The following is a 1472-nucleotide window of genomic DNA, read 5'->3' on the forward strand; positions in this document are numbered from 1 at the left end:
GCCCCACCCGCCCCTGCCGGGGGCGGGTGGGGCGGTGGTCAGGGGCGAGAGCCGGCCGAACGTCTGGCAGCATCCCGTACAACCCCTGCCTGACAGGGCAGTTGACATACCCCGCGAGAGGAACGACGCGAACGTGAGCAGCGAGCAGAACAAGCAGGGCGACGAGCAGGAGCTGGCCGGCGGCGGAACGGCGGTGGTGGTGCGCATCGGCGACACGGTCCGCAAGCCCGTGAGACCCTGGAGCGACGCGGTACACCGGTTGCTCAAGCACCTGGAACAGCAGGGCGTGGACGGCGTGCCGCGCGCCCTGGGCGTCGACGAGCAGGGACGCTCGGTCTTCAGCTACCTCGACGGGGAGGTGGGCAACTACCCGCTCTCCGCCGCGGTGCGCAGCGAGCGGGCGCTGGTGAGCGCCGCCGCGCTGCTGCGCCGCTACCACGATGCCACGTCCTCCTGGGCGGACGGCGCCCGGGAGGGCTGGCAGTTCGGGGCCATGGAGCCCGTCGAGGTGCTCTGCCACGGCGACTTCGCCTCGTACAACTGCGTCTTCCGGGGCGAGGAGGCGGTGGGGATCATCGACTTCGACGCCGCCCGTCCCGGGCCCCGGGCCTGGGACCTGGCCTACGCGCTCTACCGCTTCGCCCCGGTGACGCACCCCGACAACCACGACGGCTTCGGCGGTCTCGCCGAACAGGCCCGCCGGGCCCGCGCGTTCCTGGACGCCTACGGGTGCACCCGCGAGGAGCGGCGGACCGCGATGGAGACGGTGTCCGAGCGCCTGCAGTCCCTCGCGGACTTCATGCAGGAGCGCGCCGCCGCCGGTGACGAGAACTTCCAGCGGCACATCGACGAAGGGCACCTCGCGCTCTACCTGCGGGACATCGCCTACGCGCGCGAGCACCAGGACGACTGGGAGCGGCTCGTGACCGGCCCGCAGGAGTGAGCACCACCCGGCCGGGCGGTGCCGGGCGACCGGGTACGGCCTCGCCGTCGCCTTCGTCTCCAACCAGTCGCCGGTGGGCCGTGGACTGAAGGCGGACCACCGGCAGAACCAGTCGGGCTAAATTTAGGTTAGCCTCACCTTATGCACTCTGCTTCACTGGCCGCGACCACGGCCGGATACGCCATGCCCCAGCTCTGGCGGCTCCTCACCAAGACCGGTTACTTCCTCGGCCTCAGCGGGGCCATCGGAGCCACCGTCACCTACGCGACCACCGTGCGCCCGGCCCTGCGCGCCCCGGAAACGGGCACCGGGGACGCCGAGCTCCTGCGCAGGCGCTCCGCCGGCTACCTCGCCTGGGCCGGAGCGGTCCTGCTGGTCGCGGGCTACTTCCAGCTCGCCGCCCGCGTCGCCCGTGCCGGCAAGGGCATGCCCTTCGGCGACGCACTCGCCCCGGACCGGATGTGGGACTACCTCAACGCGCCCGCGGCCAAGGGCACCTGGATCGCCCAGGGCACCATCCACCTGATCC

At 72.3% G+C, this 1472-nt stretch carries 1 protein-coding gene and 1 pseudogene; both read left to right on the forward strand.

The annotated features are described in order from the left end of the window. Window positions 1-133 precede the first annotated feature (133 nt). Window positions 134-943: an aminoglycoside phosphotransferase family protein gene (locus AB0O00_RS39170; RefSeq protein WP_363659442.1), complete on the forward strand. Its 810-nt coding sequence runs from the start codon at window positions 134-136 to the stop codon at window positions 941-943. 141 nt (window positions 944-1084) lie between these two features. Beyond that, window positions 1085-1472 (forward strand): annotated as a pseudogene (locus AB0O00_RS39175) (hypothetical protein); the annotation flags it as partial.

This window comes from Kitasatospora sp. NPDC093558 (assembly GCF_040683475.1).
Classification (GTDB): Bacteria; Actinomycetota; Actinomycetes; order Streptomycetales; family Streptomycetaceae; genus Kitasatospora.